This is a genomic window from Shewanella colwelliana ATCC 39565 (assembly GCF_000518705.1).
Lineage (GTDB): Bacteria > Pseudomonadota > Gammaproteobacteria > Enterobacterales > Shewanellaceae > Shewanella > Shewanella colwelliana.
The window spans coordinates 42,544-58,940 of record NZ_JAEC01000006.1; the positions used below are offsets into that span (position 1 = coordinate 42,544).

At 45.8% G+C, this 16,397-nt stretch carries 16 protein-coding genes; all 16 read left to right on the forward strand.

Going from position 1 to position 16,397, the window contains the following annotated elements:
- Positions 1 to 136 precede the first annotated feature (136 nt).
- The 16 genes from L876_RS0103460 (at position 137) to L876_RS0103535 (ending at position 16,357) form a co-directional block, all read left to right on the forward strand.
- Positions 137 to 844 carry a type IV pilus assembly protein FimV gene (locus L876_RS0103460; RefSeq protein ID WP_028762519.1) on the forward strand — a complete coding sequence of 236 codons (708 nt, stop codon included), beginning with the start codon at positions 137 to 139 and terminating at the stop codon, positions 842 to 844.
- A gap of 200 nt (positions 845 to 1,044) precedes the next feature.
- Entirely contained in the window at positions 1,045 to 1,257 is a 213-nt protein-coding gene (gene rpmE, locus L876_RS0103465) for a 50S ribosomal protein L31 (protein WP_028762520.1), read from the forward strand.
- Between the two features lie 127 nt (positions 1,258 to 1,384).
- Positions 1,385 to 2,155 carry a thermonuclease family protein gene (locus L876_RS0103470; protein ID WP_028762521.1) on the forward strand — a complete coding sequence of 257 codons (771 nt, stop codon included), beginning with the start codon at positions 1,385 to 1,387 and terminating at the stop codon, positions 2,153 to 2,155.
- Between the two features lie 178 nt (positions 2,156 to 2,333).
- Complete coding sequence (locus tag L876_RS0103475) at positions 2,334 to 3,581, forward strand: malic enzyme-like NAD(P)-binding protein (RefSeq protein WP_028762522.1); 1,248 nt, start codon at positions 2,334 to 2,336, stop codon at positions 3,579 to 3,581.
- Positions 3,582 to 3,775: 194 nt separating this feature from the next.
- Positions 3,776 to 5,686: an RNase E specificity factor CsrD gene (gene csrD, locus L876_RS0103480; RefSeq protein WP_028762523.1), complete on the forward strand. Its 1,911-nt coding sequence runs from the start codon at positions 3,776 to 3,778 to the stop codon at positions 5,684 to 5,686.
- A gap of 269 nt (positions 5,687 to 5,955) precedes the next feature.
- Complete coding sequence (locus L876_RS0103485) at positions 5,956 to 6,840, forward strand: hypothetical protein (protein ID WP_028762524.1); 885 nt, start codon at positions 5,956 to 5,958, stop codon at positions 6,838 to 6,840.
- Entirely contained in the window at positions 6,841 to 7,446 is a 606-nt protein-coding gene (locus L876_RS0103490) for a PilN domain-containing protein (RefSeq protein WP_028762525.1), read from the forward strand.
- Positions 7,443 to 8,099, forward strand: coding sequence for a hypothetical protein (locus tag L876_RS0103495; protein ID WP_028762526.1), 657 nt, complete (start codon positions 7,443 to 7,445; stop codon positions 8,097 to 8,099). The genes L876_RS0103490 and L876_RS0103495 overlap by 4 nt, the downstream gene beginning before the upstream one ends.
- Positions 8,080 to 8,406 (forward strand): hypothetical protein, encoded by a 327-nt coding sequence (locus L876_RS0103500; RefSeq protein WP_051412898.1) that lies wholly within the window; start codon positions 8,080 to 8,082, stop codon positions 8,404 to 8,406. Before L876_RS0103495 ends, L876_RS0103500 begins: the two co-directional genes overlap by 20 nt.
- Complete coding sequence (gene mshL / locus L876_RS0103505; RefSeq protein WP_028762528.1) at positions 8,407 to 10,077, forward strand: pilus (MSHA type) biogenesis protein MshL; 1,671 nt, start codon at positions 8,407 to 8,409, stop codon at positions 10,075 to 10,077.
- A gap of 6 nt (positions 10,078 to 10,083) precedes the next feature.
- On the forward strand, positions 10,084 to 10,995 hold the full coding sequence (locus tag L876_RS0103510) for an ExeA family protein (RefSeq protein WP_028762529.1): 912 nt from the start codon (positions 10,084 to 10,086) through the stop codon (positions 10,993 to 10,995).
- Complete coding sequence (locus L876_RS0103515; protein ID WP_028762530.1) at positions 10,992 to 12,164, forward strand: tetratricopeptide repeat protein; 1,173 nt, start codon at positions 10,992 to 10,994, stop codon at positions 12,162 to 12,164. Before L876_RS0103510 ends, L876_RS0103515 begins: the two co-directional genes overlap by 4 nt.
- A complete protein-coding gene (locus tag L876_RS0103520) occupies positions 12,161 to 13,909 on the forward strand; it encodes a GspE/PulE family protein (protein ID WP_028762531.1) in 1,749 nt (582 codons plus the stop codon). Before L876_RS0103515 ends, L876_RS0103520 begins: the two co-directional genes overlap by 4 nt.
- A 2-nt stretch (positions 13,910 to 13,911) precedes the next feature.
- Positions 13,912 to 15,132: a type II secretion system F family protein gene (locus L876_RS0103525; protein ID WP_028762532.1), complete on the forward strand. Its 1,221-nt coding sequence runs from the start codon at positions 13,912 to 13,914 to the stop codon at positions 15,130 to 15,132.
- Between the two features lie 42 nt (positions 15,133 to 15,174).
- Complete coding sequence (locus L876_RS0103530; RefSeq protein WP_028762533.1) at positions 15,175 to 15,666, forward strand: hypothetical protein; 492 nt, start codon at positions 15,175 to 15,177, stop codon at positions 15,664 to 15,666.
- A 73-nt stretch (positions 15,667 to 15,739) separates the two neighbouring features.
- Positions 15,740 to 16,357, forward strand: coding sequence for a prepilin-type N-terminal cleavage/methylation domain-containing protein (locus tag L876_RS0103535; RefSeq protein ID WP_028762534.1), 618 nt, complete (start codon positions 15,740 to 15,742; stop codon positions 16,355 to 16,357).
- Positions 16,358 to 16,397 lie beyond the last annotated feature (40 nt).

Sequence of the window (16,397 nt, forward strand, 5' to 3'; positions counted from 1 at the left end):
AATAAAGGCAGGGCTACAACTATCTGTTTCTTTGGTAAATGAGTCACCGTCTCGATGGGATTAATGTGACAAATATGTTGAATGATTTTGGCTATTTGTGCTTAATAGAGGGATAGGTTTTGCATAAGACGACACCATGAAAACGACTCTATACATTTCGATACTTGCCGCATTATTGCTTTGTCCATTGGCCTGGGGAAAGGTCTCTCACGTCAGTATTAATCAGCAACAATTTAATTTAGGCGCCAGCCCTCGGCTCAAGGTCAATATTGTTACCGACACTAAGTTTGACAAATTACAGTTTGTGGTGGAACAGCGCGCTGGTAACGAGCGCTTGATGGTCAATCCAATCAATAGTTTTATGTTATTGCTATCGGGCGTAGAGGATGTCAGTGATCCTGATGCGCAATTAGTGATTAAAGAGTACCGAGTCAATCGTTGGTATGATGTCAAACGGTTAGCGCTGTTTAGTGGTAAAACTATTGCAGTCGCGCCTTCTGAACAGAACCTTAAGGCGCCCGTTCAGGCTCAATCGAATCCTGCCGCAACGGGAGGTGCAGAGTTAAAGCCTAATCTGGCATCAGAGGCGATGGTGGATACTGGTTGCATGCTAGATTATTCCGGTAAGCAAACACTGTGGCGCCTCGGTTCCCATTATGGCGGGATTTGGCAACTCAATACCTATGGCGCTATTTTGGCTATTTTTGATGCTAATCCTAAGGCGTTTAGTGGTGGGGATATTAATCGACTAAGAGCTGACGCTAAGCTGGCTTGTCCATCAGAAGCACTTAAACAAGGTTATCGCGACGCAAAATTGGCTCGACAGATCTTTGAGTCAAAGTGATCGTCTTTATTATTACAAGATTTTGTTTTAATTGGTAAACAATGCCTTTGCCTGTTGTTGGTTACTTAATTAATAGTGTGGGTGCTTGTATCTATTGTTGCTATCCTGTAGTATCTCGCGCCTGAATATTCTATTAATTACATGTGGTGCCTGACTTCGGGTTGGGAGTGCGACGTGGCCTTAAACTTGAGGTAATCCAAATGAAACCAGGCATTCATCCTGATTATGCTGAAATCACAGCAACTTGTACTTGTGGTAACGTTATTAAAGTAAACTCAACTGCAGGTAAGCCACTGCACTTGGACGTATGTGGTGCATGTCACCCATTCTACACTGGTACCCAGAAAGTTATGGATACCGGCGGACGTATCGACAAGTTCAACAAGCGTTTCGGTATGCTTGGCAAGAAGTAATTGTTACTTCTGCGTTGAACAAAAAAGGTGCCTATATGGCACCTTTTTTGTTATTTGCGTTTTACGTTTTCGATTGTGCTATAACTAGGGCAGTTGTTCGCCACTTGATCGAGGGATTTGATAAGCGATGAAGACAATTTTCGTGATGCTGATACTCCTGTTGTCGTTTACTGCCATCGCAGGTAATAGCGTTTGCGTACCAACGCAGTATGATGAAACCGTTAAGCTGAAATATGTAAATGATGGCGACACTATTACGCTTAGTGATGATCGTCTTGTCCATTTGATTGGTGTCGATTCACCTGAAATTGATCATCAGTACCCCGAATTATCTGAACCATTTGCCAACCAAGCTCGGCAATTCATGCAGCAGCACCTTACTCAAGGTCAAACTCTTCACCTCGCATTTGATCGGCGCAAGCTCGATCCTCACGGTAGGACGCTTGCTTATGTATACACTCAATCGGGTCAGCATCTACAAGAGTTGTTACTTAGCAATGGGTATGCAAAAGCAAGGGTCTATCAAAATGACTACTTTTGGCAGTGTTTGGCTAATATTGAACGTCAAGCTCGTGTTCAAAAAGTGGGGTTATGGGGACATCCAAGTTATCAAGCCAAGCGTGTTGATGAGTTAACCCGAGATGATCGTAATCGTTGGAGAGAGGTCAGAGGAGTCGTAACGGGTTTTGAAAGAAAAGGTCAGCATTTATGGTTAATTATTGATAATAAGTTTTATGTGGGCATACCTAGAGAGGAATCTGGTAAATTTAGCAACATTTTGACCCTAAACTTGCTTGAAAGCCCCGTAATTGTCCGTGGAGAGTTGTATTATTCCTACAAAAAGTGGCAGTTAATCAGTTACCATCCATCGCAGATAAGTCTACAAAATAAGCCTTAGACCATTTGGCTTCATAATAAACTGAAATTTTCTAATATCTTGTTTAAAAAGTGGCTTTATTCGAGTATCTTAGCGACTTAACAGCTCACAGTGTTAACAGTTGTAAAACTGTTGGCAGTGATAGAGATGTAAGACCTCACTCGAAATATCATTTGTCGCATTTTGCAGGATTATAAAAATGGCCGATTTCCGTCAACAAGCCCTAGATTACCATGAGTTCCCCGTCCCAGGTAAAACCGCTGTTAGCCTGACCAAGCCCGCTGCCACCAGTATGGATCTGGCGCTGGCCTATAGTCCTGGTGTTGCAGAGCCTGTGCGTGAGATAGCCGCCAATCCTGACGATGCTTATCGTTATACTGCCAAAGGCAATACGGTCGCAGTGATCTCAAATGGCACCGCTATTTTGGGACTAGGTAACTTAGGTCCGTTGGCTTCTAAGCCGGTGATGGAAGGCAAAGCCTTACTGTTTAAGCATTTTGCCAACATAGATGCGACAGATATTGAAGTTAAACATCGCACCACAGAAGAGTTTATTAATACCGTAGAAGCGATTGCGGATACCTTTGGTGGAATTAACCTTGAAGATATCAAGGCTCCAGAGTGTTTTGAAATTGAAAAGGCCCTCATTGAGCGTTGTAATGTCCCTGTATTTCATGATGATCAACATGGTACGGCTATCGTAACCGCTGCAGGGATGATCAACGCGTTAGAGATCCAAGGTAAGAGATTGGAAGATGCGGTCTTTGTCTGTATGGGAGCGGGTGCAGCGGCTATCGCGTGTATGACCATGCTGGTTAAGTGTGGTGTTCAGCGTGAGAACGTTTACATGCTTGACCGTAAAGGGGTTATCCATACTCGTCGTGAAGATATTAATGAGTATAAAGCCCTGTTTGCTAACAATACCGATAAACGTACCTTGCAGGATGTGATCAAGGGCGCTGATGCATTTCTTGGACTTTCAGGCCCTGATGTTTTGGCTGCTGAAGATGTGGCGTTAATGGCCGATAAGCCGGTTATTTTTGCTTGTTCTAATCCTGACCCTGAAATAAAGCCAGAACTTGCCCATGACGTGCGTAAAGATCTGATTATGGGAACTGGCCGCAGTGATTACCCTAACCAAGTTAATAACGTGTTGTGCTTTCCATTCATCTTCCGCGGTGCTTTAGATGTCCGTGCGGCGCAGATTAATGATGAGATGAAGATTGCTGCCGTGCAGGCTATTGCGGCGTTGGCGAAAGAGCCAGTACCGGCTGAAGTGCTGGCTGCTTACCCTGATGTCTCTGAACTGAAATTTGGTCCAGATTATGTCATTCCAAAGCCGATGGATACTCGCCTATTATCAAACGTAGCTAAAGCAGTAGCGCAAGCTGCCATCGACTCAGGTGTGGCGGCAGTAGAAAGCTTGCCTGAAAACTATATGGCTTAATGCTGTACTCAGTGTTGATAAAGGGCCTACGGGCCCTTTTTTATTGTGTAAAAGGGGGTTTGTTTGTATGGTGATTCATAGTCACTATTTTCCCAACTAGGCTTTATCGAGTGAAAAAAGAGTGAGGCGTTGTCCTCGGGTGACAGAAGATCTTTTTTTAGAAAATAAAAATAATAATCCTGCAGGAAGCGGAAATGAAATTGACTCAAATTTTGACTAAAAAGCTAACAGGATTCTGGCTACTCTCTTTAGCCGCTGTGGCATTTATTTTTTTACTTACCGCTTTGGTGAGTTTTGTGCAGTTAACCTTTAAATTTCAGCAACAACAGGTTTCAGAACTAGGCCGAATGTTAGCGAAACACCAGGTTGAACATCAGTTACAGCATCTCGATATTTGGTTACCACAAATTTTAGCGGCTTATGATACCCAGGCCTTCGTATTGATGCATAAAGACGAAGTCCTATTTAGGTATGATCATGAGGAGTTAAAGTCAGGGGTTGTTAGCTATGAGCGAATCATCGACACCAGCAACCCGTTAGCCTTTCAAATCACTTTGCCGCAACCCTTTCTGTTGAAAAACATCAGTTGGCATGGGTTGTTAGTGTTGTTATTCGGTGTCGCAGCTATCGCACTATTTGTACGTTGGGGCTATCGGTGGCTCGCGCAGCAACTGGAAGGTATAGAGGACTTGGCTAAGCGCAGTCATCTTATCTTATCTGGCGACTACGACCGCGCTCTTGCAGAAAGTGGGCATGGCCGGCCGCGTTTAATTAATCGCGCGTTAACGCAGATGTTGCTAGAGCTTGATGATGCTCAAAAACAGCGAGCCCGATTCGATCAATTTATTCGCTCTAATACCTTCCTTGACCCTGAAACGGGTATCGGCAACCGTTTGTTTCTTAAAAATCGTCTCGACGCGTTGAGTAACGTCGATGGAATGATGGCTCCTGGTGTGTTGTTTCTGCTTGAGATGGAAGATCTGGATCTGCTGCAACAGCAGCTTGATGAATTTGCGATTCAAGATATGTTGGCGCAAACCATCAGCGGCATTAGCCAAGTGTTGGACTCTCAAGCAAATAGTATTTTCTCCCGCCGCTCATATAATCAATTTGCGATTGTCGTGCCGCAAATCTCACTGGCAGATGCTGAAAAAATCGCTGCCAAGCTACTCAAAATCTGTTTGGCACAGCCGCTCACTGCAATTGAAAAAGCTGACGATTTTTTCCATATCGGCGTGGCCTATTTTAAGGTGGGTGAAAGCAAGGAACAGCTGTTAGAAGAGGCTGAAATGGCATTGAGAGCAGCGCAATTTCAGGGCTGCAGTGGCTGGTTCATGTACGATAAAGGATCTGTCGATGAGGAGTTTGCTAAGGGCTCTGTACGTTGGCGTAGCTTTTTAGAATATGCACTGGTAAATAAGCGTGTGGTGGCTTTCTCGCAAGCGGTTTTAGACAGTGATGGTATTGAGCATCATAATGAAGTTTCATGTCGTTTACGCGATAACAGTGGCAATTTAGTCCGCGCAACGCTGTTTTTACCCATGGCGATTAAGTGTGGTCTGACACCACAGATAGAGCGACAGGTGATTGAAATCGTGCTGTTCGATCTGCTGGTGTCTCCTGAGAATCGACAGCGGCAATACAGTATTAACTTGAGCTTAGATACATTAACGAGTCGAGCGTTTATCCGTTGGCTCAAAACGACCCTGTTGGAATATCGTCACTTGACGCCCCAACTCATTTTTGAAGTCAATGAAGATATTGTCGTTAATCACCTAGATCGTCTAAAGGTGCCACTGGATATGATCAGTAAAATGGGCGCCAAACTGTGTGTTGATAGAGTTGGCCAGCAGGTGGTCAGTATGCAATACATTCAGGCCTGTCACTTTGACATTATTAAGTTGCATCGTTCCATTGTAAGGCAGATCCACTTACGTCAAGAAAATCAATTGTTTGTTAGGAGCCTGATCGGAGGACTGTACCGCACTGAAGTACAGGTATTTGCCGAGGGCGTGGAGTCATTCGAAGAGTGGCAAACATTGAAAATCTTAGGTGTTAGCGCAGCTCAGGGCAGCTTATTTAGCGACCCCATAGAAGAGTTGTAGTTTGGGTTGCCTGATTGTTGTTTGTGTGTACGGCTTGTAGCTTGATAGTTGCTGTTCTATGTTTAATCGAGGCTATCTAATTGATGTTATATTTTATCTATAAAATTAGATGATTACTCGCTACAATAACGATAATAATTTGACGCTTTTGTGCATGCTTGAACGCAGCTAATAAACACTGATTAACGGATAACACTGATTAACGGATAACACTGGTCAGTGATACAAGTTCACCTCACTTTGGGTACCGCATTTATGGATATTCGGTAATGGAAAATAGTCTTTGGAACAAAATTGCTTTTTGGCAAAAGACACAAAGTAAAGTTGATTTGGGTGTCTACTTGTCTGCTGACGAGCTCACTGTATTTGAGCCGTCGGCGCAGCCATCTCATATGAAAATTGCTTTTGAGCAACATGATTGGCATAGCGCGTTTAGCCAATTATCTCGAGAACTCTCTGGTGCGAACCTTCAGATAGTGCTTAGCGCTGACTACTATCAACTGCTTGTTGTCGATAAGCCTGCCGTTGAAGAGGCCGAGATGACTCAAGCCTTGCAGTGGGCCATTAAAGATATGGTTTCTGTGCCTGTGACAGAGCTGCATTTAGATTATTTCGAAACGCCCCAGTCTACAGCCAATAAGCTGACCGTTGTTGTGGTTGAACGAACCTTGTTAAGCAATATGGTCACTGTCGCAGAGCAGTTGGACGTCACTATTGCTGGCATTAGCATTGAAGAGATGGCCATTAGCAACCTATCTAAAGATGCGCATCAAGCTAAGTTGGTGCTGTGCCATAAACCGGGTAGCGAGTTGATGCTGACGGTCATCAAGCAGGGACAGTTGTTTATGCAGCGGAGTGTACGTGGCTTCAGCCAAATTGATACCGTGGCTGCCGCTGAGCTGAGTTTTGGTGTGGCAGATAACTTGAGCCTAGAGCTACAACGTTCGATGGATTACTTTGAGAGCCAATTGCGTCAAGCACCTGTTACCTCCATTGAATTATTGATGGGAGGAGCAAGGGAGGAGTTAGCCAAGCTACTATCGACTAATTTTAATCAACAGGTCAATGTGGTTGAGTGTCAAAGTGTTGCAGATAAATTGAGTGAGCTAGCCTATCTTGAGTTCTCCCTTTCTGTGCAAGAGGAGGCTGCTTAGATGAGCTTAAAATTGCGCGTTAACCTTTACAATGCATCGCTATTGCCGCCTAAGCTACGTCTCTCTTTTTCTCGTTTATTACGTGTATCAGTCGCACTGTTATCGCTGCTATTACTGGCTAATATTTTTGCCTACTTTAGTGTGTCATCGCTAGAGCAAGAGAAGCGCGACCTAGTACAGATAAAGAACCAGTTATCGTCTGAGAAGCAGGTGTTGGAAGCTGAAATCGCAACCCGAACGCCATCACTGGCGTTAGTGAAACAGGTTGAGTTATTGGCCCAACAAATAGAGTTAAAACGACTACTACTTGGCGAGCTAGGGACATTAAAAGCGATCACGAGTAAAGGGTATTCCGCATTGCTGACCGATCTGGCAAGTGTGGCAGACAGCTCAATTTGGCTGAGTCGTATTCAAGTGATTGAAGAACGTATGCGATTCGAAGGCTATACCAGTGCGCCACAACATGTGCCGCGATGGGTGGAAAAATTACAACAAGTCGACACTTTGAAGGGCCAGGCGTTCAGTACCTTGACCATGAGTCGTGGTGAGGATAAGCCGTTGTCTTTTGTGTTACGTAGCCAAGATACTGAGGAGAAAAGCCAATGAAACAGGCATTGAATCAGTGGGCTGAAAAATTTGATGCACTGTCGCAACGTGAGCGAGTCATGGTGGCGGCTGCGGTAATTGTTGTCGTGGGAATGACACTCTATATGCCGCTTGAGTCTTTGTTGCTAAAACGAGACGCGCTGCAACGAGAGTCGAAAGCGCTTGTCGCAGAAAATAACATTTCTGAACAACAGATAGCGCTTTACCAACAGAAATTGGCACAAGACCCAGATGAAGAGTATCGCGCCCGTTTGACAATATTGACGCAGCAGATGGCTGATATTGATAGCCAGTTGACTGAGCAGATGGTTGACATGGTGCCCGCGGAGCGAATGCCGGCCATGTTAAGTGAGCTGTTAGTGAGGATTAAAGGCGTTAAGCTACAATCTTTTGACTCCATTGCTCCAACGCCGTTATTAGCGGTAGGCGAGGAGAATAAGCTCAACCTCTATAGTCATGGCATTAAATTAGTGTTGGAAGGTGACTACTTCTCCACCGTTAAGTTTATCGAAGCGGTTGAAGCCATGCCGAATAAGCTCTATTGGAAGCAATTGGACTACAGCGTAGATCAATATCCGAAGGCGAATATTGTACTTGAGCTATACACATTAAGTATTAATGAGGACTTCATCAGTGTTGCAGACCAAGGCTAAGTTACTGTTAGCGGTGCTATTGTTCACCGGAGTGGTACAAGCGCAATCGTTACGCGATCCTACCCGACCTGGCGTTGGGGCTGTGACGAGTGCATCAAACAACAGTGCAATGACTACTCAACTCATTTTAAACAGTGTTGTGATATCTGGTAACAGTGCAACGGCTGTTTTTAATAATAAAATGTTCACCATAGGTGACAGTGTGCAAGGCGTTAAGATAGTGCGCATTAATGCCAAAGGTGTTTGGCTTGCCGACGGCCGCCAATTCACCATGTACCAAGCGGTAACAGGGACTAAGGGACAATAAATGAAAGTAATAACCACAGTGACGCCTCTGCTTGCGCTTGTATTGGTGGCGTGTCAGACAACGGATAGACCACTGCCAGTTGAGTCTAAGTCGGCACTGGATTCTTCAATGGTACAGCAAACTGAAAAACTGGCGACGCCGCCAGCTGCTGTCATGCCCGATTCGGTACAACGAGAACTGTCCGCTTCATCATTGCTGGCGGGTGTTTCACCAAACATGCCTTCAGAGCGTCGTTTTGATGTGTCGGCAAGTGATGTTGATGCTAAAGTCTTTTTCCCAAGTTTAGTGCAAGGCACACCACTGAGCGTTGCCGTTCACCCCGATGTCTCCGGGACTGTTTCACTGTCGCTCAAAGGGGTGACATTGAGTGAAGCATTACAAGTTGTTGAAGATATTTACGGTTATGAAGTGAGCCGTGAAGGACGTATTTTACGTGTTTTTCCTGCTGGCATGCGTACCGAAACGTTCCCGTTAAATTACCTTTACATGGAACGTCATGGTCTATCGTTGACGTCGGTAAACTCGGGGCGTATTTCAGACAGCAATAACTCAAATAACAACAATAACAGCGATAACAACAGTAGTAACAACTCGTCTAATAATGATAGCAGTAGCAATAACAGTAATGAGACGACCAATGGCACCTTTATTCGCTCTAAAACCAAAACCGACTTTTGGGGCGAGTTAAAAGAAACCTTGGTATCTATCGTCGGTGATACGGGCGGCGGACGCCAAGTAGTGGTGACGCCACAGGCAGGCTTGGTGACCATTCGTGCTTATCCTAATGAACTTAGACAAGTGCGTACCTTCCTGCAAACCGCGGAAAGTCATCTGCAACGCCAAGTGATTTTAGAAGCCAAAGTGCTCGAAGTGACGTTATCAGATGCATATCAGCAAGGGATACATTGGGAGAGTGTATTAGGGCATGTTGGCAGCACTAATATTGAGTTCGGTACTTCGAAACCAACGAGTGGTTCTGTTGGCGACCTGATCACAAATGCGATTGGCGGTGTAACATCGCTGCAAATTAAGGGTTCAGATTTCAACACCATGATCAGCTTGCTTGATACGCAAGGAGATGTTGATGTGTTATCGAGTCCACGAGTAACGGCATCGAATAACCAAAAAGCGGTGATTAAAGTTGGTCGTGATGAGTATTTTGTCACTGATGTCTCATCAACGACAGTCGCCGGTACCACGCCAGTGACATCACCAGAAGTCGAGCTCACGCCATTTTTCTCGGGTATCGCATTAGATGTGACGCCACAAATCGATTCAGAAGGGAACGTGTTATTACATATTCATCCTTCGGTTATTGATATTAAAGAGCAAACCAAATCGATAAAAATATCAGAAAGCACGCTAGAGTTGCCATTGGCGCAAAGCGAAATCCGTGAGTCGGATACCGTGATTAGAGCGAGCACAGGTGATGTTGTTGTGATTGGTGGTCTAATGAAGAGTCAAAATATTGAAGTGGTATCAAAAGTCCCCTTGCTTGGTGATATTCCATTCTTAGGTGAGGCTTTTACCAACCGTTCAAAATCACTTAAGAAAACCGAACTGGTGATTTTGCTCAAGCCAACGGTTGTGGGCGCTGATACCTGGAAAAACGAGTTGAAGCGCTCGAAAGCCTTGTTAGATCGTTGGTATCCAGAGGCTGAGAAGGAGTAATCGCCCTTGTACCTGCAGCACTTTGGCTTGGGTGAAGCCCCATTTTCCTTAACACCTAATACCGGATTTTTTTTCGGTTTGGCTCCCCATGTTGAGGCGCTGCAGGTGCTGCAAACCGCGTTGCAAACTGGCGAAGGTTTCATCAAAGTTACTGGTGAGGTAGGCACGGGAAAGACGCTCATCTGCCGTAAGCTGCTTAATGAGATCCCTTCAAGGTTTCATTGCGCTTATCTGCCTAATCCCTATTTAACACCTGATGAATTGCGTTGGGCGGTGGCATTAGAGTTAGGACTTAAGTATTCAACTAATATCGATCAGCAACAACTAACGACTCTTATCCAGCAACAGTTGATTGCGTTGTCAGCCCATGGACATTCGATTGTGTTGGTATTAGATGAAGCACAAGCACTGCCTGATGAAAGCTTAGAGGCATTACGGTTATTTACTAATTTAGAAACCGAGAGTCGAAAACTACTGCAGGTGGTGTTGTTTGCCCAGCCAGAGCTCGACGAACGACTCGCATTAAAACAGTTCCGCCAACTGCGTCAACGCATCACTTTTAGTTATCCATTACGTCCGTTAACACGCGGTGAAACCTCTGCGTACCTTGCTCACCGCTTGCAAATAGCGGGTTATCAAGGGCCGGAACTGTTTTCGCAAAATAACTGTATGCGACTTGCTAAGGCGTCGCGAGGGATCCCAAGATTGATCAATATTTTGGCGCATAAAGCATTGTTGTTGGCTTTTGGTGAAGGGGCGCAGTGTGTATCTCACCAGCATATTAAAGCAGCCATTAATGACACCGATGATGCAAAAGGTTCGGCCATGCTAACGCGTGGATGGTTTGCTGCACTTGGTGCTGCTGCGATTGTCGTTGTCTCGGCCACGGTGCATTGGTTTTTAGGGGCTGCAGCATGAGTGTGATTAATACCATGCTAAAAGATCTCGATAAGCGTCAGCAGAGTCATGATTTAGATGAACTGCCTGTGCCTCCGTTACAGTATCAAGGTCGGCAACCGCACCGACTCCCTTGGGTGCTGCTGGTTGTTTTCGCTAGCCTTCTTCTCATTGGTGGAGGTTTGGGTTGGACGCAATTATCTCAGCTTCGCCATGACAACGCTTTATTAAGCCAGCAGGTGGAAGACGCACATACTGATAAGGCGACCGATACCCCTATCTCGGTTCAAACAGATAGGAGTTCAGTTGAGCCAGCAAGGGGAGGTGCCAAGTCTGCACAAATGACGACGAAGTTGGCTGGGGATAAAACGATTGAGCAAAACCGCTCACAGCCGCGTCAACAGTCGAATGTGCAATCTGATAATGTTCAAGATAAGCCCAAGAACCCAGCTACACCTGATGAAGTGCCTGTGCAGATTACTGCTGAAACAGTGACAGTAACGCAAAAGCCTCCAGTCACTGCGGTAAAGCAAGCGCCTAAAAAGGTCGACAGAACAACCCAAAGCACACCATTAAGCGGGAAAATGGCGGTGACCGAAGTTAGATTGACTCCGAAACAGCTTGCAGAAAAACGTTTTGCTTTAGGGATGGCGGCACAGAATGAGGGCCGTCAGAGCGAGGCTCTGGGGTATTTCTCCGAAGCATTAAGATTAAGTCCACAGATGCATAAAGCCCGGCAACATTTGGCCGCACTTTACTATGGGCAGGGAATGTTTATCGAGGCGCAATCGATACTCGAACAGGGTTTGAGCCTGTATCCATTGGAACTCGATTATGCCTTGCTATTGGCAAGGGTGCGTGAGGCTGGGGGCGATAAGGCCTCTGCATTAACAGCCTTAGCCTTGATCCCTGATAGCCATCTTTTGGCTAAAGATAAGTGGACAATGCAAAGCCAGCTTGCTCAGCAGTTGGGGCAATATGAGTTAGCCGAGGCAAGCTATCGTCAGTTAGCGAGGCTTGAGCCGAGTCAGGGCCGCTGGTGGATGGGGCTGGGCTACGCCCTCGACTCACAACAGAAATATGCGATGGCTAATCAGGCCTACAAGCAAGCTTTAAAGCAGAGTGGTTTATCTAATGAAGCGATTAGCTACGTGGAAAGTCGCTTAGCGCAGTTAGGAGAGTTCGAGTGAAACCAAAGTTAAAGATGCGTTTAGGCGACCTACTCGTTCAAGAACAAATTATCAGCGAAGCACAGTTGATGCAGGCACTGGCCGAGCAAAAAAACAGTGGTAAGAAGCTAGGGCGTACCTTGATTGATCTCTCATCAATCACAGAAGATCAACTGCTGAAATTCCTGTCGCAGCAGCTTAATATTCCTTTCTTGGATATCAGTCGTCGAGCGATAGCGCCTCAAGTGGTTAATTTGCTGCCAGAGGTTCAAGCGCGCCGCTATCGTGCTTTGGCCGTCGAAGATGACGGTGAAAGTGTCTTGGTAGCAATGAGCGATCCAGCTGACTTACAAGCGCTCGATAATATTGAAGTGATGTTAGCTCCGAAGCGATTAACGCTTGCTGTGGTTACTGAGACACAGCTGCTTGATGCCTTTGACAATCTGTATCGCCGTACGGGCGAGATTGCACAAATTGCGGGTAAGCTTGAAGAAGAGTATGCCGCTGACGACCAGTTTGACCTTGCCAGTTTAACCGACGCCGATAGCGATAACGAAACCACGGTTGTTAAGTTACTTCAGTCAATTTTTGAAGATGCGGTACAGATGCGAGCGTCGGATATTCATATTGAGCCGGGTGAAAAAGTGCTCCGTATCCGTCAGCGTATTGATGGCCAATTGCAGGAGAATATCTTACAAGAGGTTAATATTGCCGCCGCATTAGTGTTGCGTTTAAAGCTGATGGCCGGACTCGATATTTCTGAAAAGCGCCTGCCGCAAGATGGGCGTTTTCACATGGAAATAAAAGGCCATAAAATCGACGTACGTATGTCGACGATGCCTATCTATCATGGTGAGTCGGTGGTGATGCGTTTACTCGATCAATCGGCAGGGTTACTGACGTTAAATGAAACGGGTATGCCGCCCGAGATGTTGGCGAGAGTGCGTAAACAGATTAAGCGCCCTCACGGAATGTTGTTGGTAACAGGTCCAACGGGTAGCGGTAAAACCACCACACTCTATGGCGTACTAAGCGAGCTTAATACCGCCGATAGAAAGATTATTACTGTTGAAGACCCAGTTGAATATCAATTACCACGGATTAACCAGGTGCAAGTCAATCACAAGATTGGCTTAGACTTCTCCAACGTACTACGTACGACTTTGCGTCAAGACCCCGATATTATCATGGTGGGTGAGATGCGTGACCAAGAAACGGTAGAGATTGGTCTGCGAGGCGCTTTAACGGGTCACTTTGTCCTGTCGACCTTGCATACTAATGATGCGGTAACCAGTGCACTGCGTCTATTAGATATGGGCGCGGCCAGTTATCTCGTTGCTAGTGCTCTTAGGGTGATAATTGCCCAGCGTCTAGTTCGTCGAGTGTGCCATAACTGTGCGCAAGCCTATGAGATGGGGCCACAAGATCAGGCTTGGCTAAAATCGGTAACTAAACAAGATTTTTCACAAGCCACATTTAAAATGGGTGCCGGATGCCAGAGCTGTAACGGCAGCGGTTATCGTGGTCGAATTGGTGTATTTGAGATTCTTGAGTTAGATGAATCTATGATTGAAGCAATGCGCACGGGTAACCCACAGGACTTTGCGGCCGCGGCTTATGCAAGCCCCAATTTTACGCCGTTAGCCGAGTCAGCGTTGACCTACTTAGCACAAGGACTTACCACGCTCGAAGAGGTCGCTAAGTTAGTTGAAGATGCATCGGATGCGCAGATCCCCTTGATGCTCCATCAAGGGGTTGAGGAGTAACTATGCCGGTATATCAGTACAGAGGGCGAGACGCACAGGGGAAATCTGTCACTGGACAGCTTGATGCTGCGACTGAAAGTGCTACTGCTGATCAGCTTATGTCTCGTGCTGTGATCCCGTTGGAACTCAATGAAACTAAGCCCAAACGTGATTTTGACCTAGGGACCTTGTTTAAGCCGAAAGTAGGTCTCGATGAGCTGCAAATTTTCACTCGGCAGATGTATTCACTGAGTCGTTCGGGGATCCCAATACTGCGTGCTATTGCAGGCCTGTCGGAAAGTACCCATTCTCGACGCATGAAAGATGCACTCAATGATATTTCTGAGCAGTTAACCTCGGGCCGCCCCTTATCCTCGGCAATGAATCATCATCCTGATGTATTTGATGCGCTATTTGTCTCAATGATCCACGTTGGCGAGAACACGGGTAAGCTGGAAGATGCCTTTATTCAGCTATCAGGATACATAGAACGCGAACAAGAAACTCGCCGACGCATTAAAGCGGCGATGCGTTACCCGATATTTGTATTGATTGCCGTGGCATTGGCTTTAGTCGTGCTTAATATCATGGTGATACCCAAATTTGCTGATATGTTTTCCCGTTTTGGCGCCGATCTCCCCTGGGCAACAAAGTTACTGATTGGTACCTCAAACTTTTTCGTTAATTATTGGTATCTGTTGCTGGCGGGTATCGCCGCGCTATTTGTGGGTATTCGTTATTGGCATAACAGCGAAAAAGGTGAGCGGCAATGGGATCAGTGGAAACTCAAAATACCCGCGGTTGGCAGTATCATTGAGCGCTCGACCTTATCACGCTATTGCCGCAGTTTTGCCATGATGCTCAGTGCGGGCGTGCCGATGACACAGGCGCTGAGTTTGGTCGCCGATGCAGTAGATAATGCCTATATGCATGACCGCATCGTAGGCATGCGACGTGGCATTGAATCCGGTGATTCTATGCTGCGAGTTCATAACGCAAGCCAACTGTTTACGCCGTTAGTATTGCAGATGGTGGCAGTGGGTGAAGAGACTGGTCAGATCGATCAATTGCTTAATGATGCGGCAGATTTTTATGAAGGTGAGGTCGATTATGACTTAAAAAACCTGACAGCTAAGTTGGAGCCTATATTGATAGGAATCGTTGCGGTAATTGTATTGATCCTTGCGCTTGGTATCTACCTGCCAATGTGGGATATGCTCAATGTGGTCAAGGGTGGGCAGTAAAATGGCACTTTGCAGTCACTTTAGTGTTAGTAGGCTTTGCTGATGGAGCGGCAACAGCAAGCAGACAGCGAACTCATGCAGGTTTATGGCAAGATTATTGCTATAGTTTTAATGTTACTTATTTTGGCGATTTTAGGGTTTAAGTTTTTTGCTAGCGTAGAAAAAGTTTCCGCCAATGGGCTTAAAGTTGAGCATTCTCGGTTACTCAATGTGTTGGCTATGGTGCGTTCACAGTGGCTGACACAAGGTCGTCCGCCGCAACTGAGGTTGGATTGGTCTACGTCGTTACTCAGTGATAATGATCATCAGGGGGTCATTACAATGAGCCAAGAGGGTTGGCCAATTGTTGTTGGCGCTGATATTGTGGGCTGTAAAGAACTTTGGTGGCAGTTGTTAGGTTCAAGAGTCGAAGCCGCACAAATTACCACAGAAATAAGCCGTGAGCGAAACGTTTGTAGCTACATTGCTAAAAATGGTGATCGATTAAGTTATCAGCTCACATCGGGCCGTGTAATTTTTTTGACGAAAGAGTAAATTTAGTAATATCAAAGGTTTCTAAAAATATCGAAACTGATAGAATTGTGACAATTGTTGAAGGGAGTTAGGTATGCAGAGCAAGTATTTAAATGGGAAGCAACAGGGCTTCTCCCTGATTGAACTCGTGATTGTCATTGTGATTTTGGGGATTTTGGCCGCCACCGCGATTCCGCGATTTTTGAATGTGACCGATGATGCCGAGGACGCCAGCGTTGATGGTGTATCTGGTGGTTTAGCTACTGCGGTTAGCTTTGTGCGCTCTCAGTGGGAAGTGGATGGTCGTAATAACACGAGTGTTGTCCTCGACGGCACCGCAATTTCTCTAGACACCCGCTTTGGTTTTCCTACAGGCCTAAGCGTAATTAGTGCCACAGAGATGACTGATGCATCTTGCCAAGAGGTGTTCCAGAATATTTTGCAAAGCGCGCCGCGTAATGTGTTGTTCAACCAAGACGCGCGTAATCAACGTTTTACTGCTCGAGTATTGGATGGTTCCGGCGGCACCGCCACCACGATTAATGGTGTTGTGGTGAATAACTTAGATTTGTGTGTGTATCACCAAGTTTCGTCATTAGCGTTAAATCAAGGAACGGGTATCCCTGATCCAGCGCCAGATTTAAGAACAACGGGTGCAAAAGGGATCACTTACAATCCAGGTACAGGCCAAGTATTGAGTTTTACTAATTAAATACCATCGCTTTTTAACTAAAAAGCGTGATTGAATTTTC